Source organism: Stenotrophomonas sp. NPDC077659, assembly GCF_050268705.1.
In the GTDB taxonomy this organism is placed as follows: Bacteria; Pseudomonadota; Gammaproteobacteria; order Xanthomonadales; family Xanthomonadaceae; genus Stenotrophomonas.
The window spans coordinates 1-2,667 of sequence record NZ_JBNNHG010000246.1; the positions used below are offsets into that span (position 1 = coordinate 1).

Sequence of the window (2,667 nt, forward strand, 5' to 3'; positions counted from 1 at the left end):
GGCCGACCGGGGCCTGCATGGCCGGGTCAGCCCGGCGCAGTGGCAGCGGGTCTGCACCCACCTGCGCGAGGGCCTGCGCGGCCCGAACCCGGTCGAGGCAATGTGCGGCGCCATCGAAGAGGTCTCGACCCTGGTGGAGGGGCACTTTCCGGCCTCGATGCGGTCAGACGATGACGGCCTGCCCAACACGCCCCAGCTCCTTGGTTGAGCCGGGACGGCACTGGCCCGAGAATAGGCGTTCAACCGCAAGGCACCTTCCATGATCTATTTCCACGATATCGACCCCATCGCCCTTTCGCTGGGGCCGATCAAGGTGCATTGGTACGGCATCATGTACCTGCTCGGCTTCACCGCGGCCTGGCTGCTGGGCCGCAGGCGCATCGCGCAGGGCCGCCTGCCGGGTGTCGATGCCAATGGATTCTCCGACCTGCTGTTCTACGCCATGCTGGGCGTGGTGCTGGGCGGGCGCGTCGGCTACATGCTGTTCTACGCGCTGGGCGATTTCCTGCACAACCCGCTGCTGCTGTTCAAGGTGTGGGATGGCGGCATGAGCTTCCACGGTGGCCTGCTGGGCGTGGTGGTGGCCTGCTGGTGGTGGTCGCGGCGCAACGGCCTGCACCTGTTCGATACAGTCGATTTCATCGCCCCGCTGGTGCCGATCGGCCTGGCGCTGGGCCGCGTCGGCAATTTCATCGGCGCCGAGCTGTGGGGCAAGTACACCGACGGCACCTGGGGCGTGGTGTTCCCGTCCGGCCTGCCGGCACCGCTGAACCAGCTTGACCAGGCGACCCTGCAGGCGCAGTTCGCCACTGGCGCGCTCAACCAGTACGCCCGCCACCCGTCGCAGCTGTACGAAGCGGCGCTGGAAGGGCTGGTGATGTTCACCGTGCTGTGGCTGGTGTCGGCCAAACCGCGTCATCGCTACGTGGTGTCGGGCCTGTTCGCGCTGATGTACGGCATCTTCCGCTTTGGCCTTGAATTCGTGCGCATGCCCGACAACGGCGTGTACATCGCCTTCGGCTGGCTGACCAAGGGCCAGATACTGTGCGTGCCGCTCATCGCCTTCGGCCTGGTGCTGCTGGCAATGTCGCGCCGCGCGCCGGTGCTGCAGCCGCAGCCGCTGGTCGTCGCCGAGGGCAAGGCATGAAGGCCTATCTGGACCTGCTGTCGCATGTGCTCGAGCACGGCGCGGAAAAAAGCGACCGCACCGGTACCGGCACCCGCAGCGTGTTCGGCTGGCAGATGCGCTTCAACCTGGCCGAAGGCTTCCCGCTGGTCACCACCAAGAAACTGCACCTGCGCTCGATCATCCACGAACTGCTGTGGTTCCTGAAGGGCGATACCAACATCGGTTACCTGAAGGACAACCTGGTGCGCATCTGGGACGAATGGGCCGACGAGAACGGTGACCTCGGCCCGGTCTATGGCAAGCAGTGGCGCAGCTGGGCCACCGCCGATGGCCGTGAGATCGACCAGATGCAGTGGTTGGTGGACGAGATCAAGCGCAACCCCGATTCGCGCCGGCTGGTGGTCAGCGCCTGGAACGTGGGCGAGCTTTCGCAGATGGCGCTGATGCCGTGCCACAACCTGTTCCAGTTCTACGTGGTGGACGGCAAGCTCAGCTGCCAGCTGTACCAGCGCAGCGGCGACATCTTCCTTGGCGTCCCGTTCAACATCGCCAGCTACGCACTGCTGACCCACATGGTGGCGCAGGCCACCGGCCTGGGCGTGGGCGACTTCGTGCATACACTGGGCGATGCGCACCTGTACTCGAACCACTACGAGCAGGCGCGCGAGCAGCTGTCGCGTAAACCGCGCGCGTTGCCGAAGCTGTGGTTGAACCCGGAGGTGACCGACCTGTTCGGCTTCCAGTTCGACGACATCCGCATCGACGGCTACGATCCGCACCCGGCCATCAAGGCGCCGGTGGCGGTGTGAGCGCAATGAAGCTGTCGATGATCGTGGCGCTGGACCGCAACCGTGGCATCGGCCAGGGCAATGCCATGCCCTGGCACCTGCCGGATGATTTCAAGCACTTCAAGGCGCTCACCCTGGGCAAGCCGATCCTGATGGGGCGCAGGACCGCCGAATCGATCGGCCGCGTGCTGCCGGGGCGGACCAACCTGGTGCTGACCCGCAGCGGCAAGGTGCCGTTCGAGGGCATGCGTGCGGTGGCGTCGCTGGATGAAGCAAAGGCCATTGCCGAAGGCGAGGGCGCCAGCGAGTTGTGCATCATCGGCGGCGGCGAGATCTTCCGTCACCTGCTGGACCAGGCCAGTGACCTGTATCTGACCTGGGTGGATGCCGAGGTTCCGGCTGACACGCATTTCCCCGAAGTGGACACAGGCGTCTGGCAGGAAGCCAGCAGCGAGCCGCACCCGGCAGACGCGCGCCACGCCTACGCGTTCCGCTTCGTGCATTACGTGCGGCGTTGATCGCCCGATACCGACGGGATGATGCCGATGGGCGGGGCGACAAGGGTAGAGTCGACCGTTGGTCGACTGCTCCTGGCTTGGCCCCCGCGAAAATCCCGCGCTGCGCGCGATAGTCGACGGGTAGAGTCGACCGTTGGTCGACTGCTCTTGGCATGGCCCCCGCGAAAATCCCGCGCTGCGCGCGATAGTCGGCCGGTAGAGTCGACCGTTGGTCGACTGCTCTTGGCTTGGC

Annotated in this window: 3 protein-coding genes and 1 pseudogene; all 4 read left to right on the top strand. The window is 65.9% G+C overall.

Annotated elements, in window-relative coordinates:
* Positions 1-208, top strand: a pseudogene (locus ACQKDV_RS19050) (TPM domain-containing protein); the annotation flags it as partial.
* A gap of 51 nt (positions 209-259) precedes the next feature.
* Positions 260-1,147 carry a prolipoprotein diacylglyceryl transferase gene (gene lgt / locus ACQKDV_RS19055; protein WP_427785801.1) on the top strand — a complete coding sequence of 296 codons (888 nt, stop codon included), beginning with the start codon at positions 260-262 and terminating at the stop codon, positions 1,145-1,147.
* On the top strand, positions 1,144-1,938 hold the full coding sequence (locus tag ACQKDV_RS19060; protein WP_427785802.1) for a thymidylate synthase: 795 nt from the start codon (positions 1,144-1,146) through the stop codon (positions 1,936-1,938). The genes lgt and ACQKDV_RS19060 overlap by 4 nt, the downstream gene beginning before the upstream one ends.
* Positions 1,939-1,943: 5 nt before the next feature.
* Positions 1,944-2,435, top strand: a complete 492-nt coding sequence (locus tag ACQKDV_RS19065) for a dihydrofolate reductase (protein WP_427785803.1) — start codon at positions 1,944-1,946, stop codon at positions 2,433-2,435.
* Positions 2,436-2,667 lie beyond the last annotated feature (232 nt).

Bases quoted from the DNA above. Each gene is read 5' to 3' on its own strand.
- ACQKDV_RS19060 (WP_427785802.1), top strand. From the start codon at position 1,144: ATGAAGGCCTATCTGGACCTGCTGTCGCATGTGCTCGAGCACGGCGCG.
- lgt (WP_427785801.1), top strand. From the start codon at position 260: ATGATCTATTTCCACGATATCGACCCCATCGCCCTTTCGCTGGGGCCG.
- ACQKDV_RS19065 (WP_427785803.1), top strand. From the start codon at position 1,944: ATGAAGCTGTCGATGATCGTGGCGCTGGACCGCAACCGTGGCATCGGC.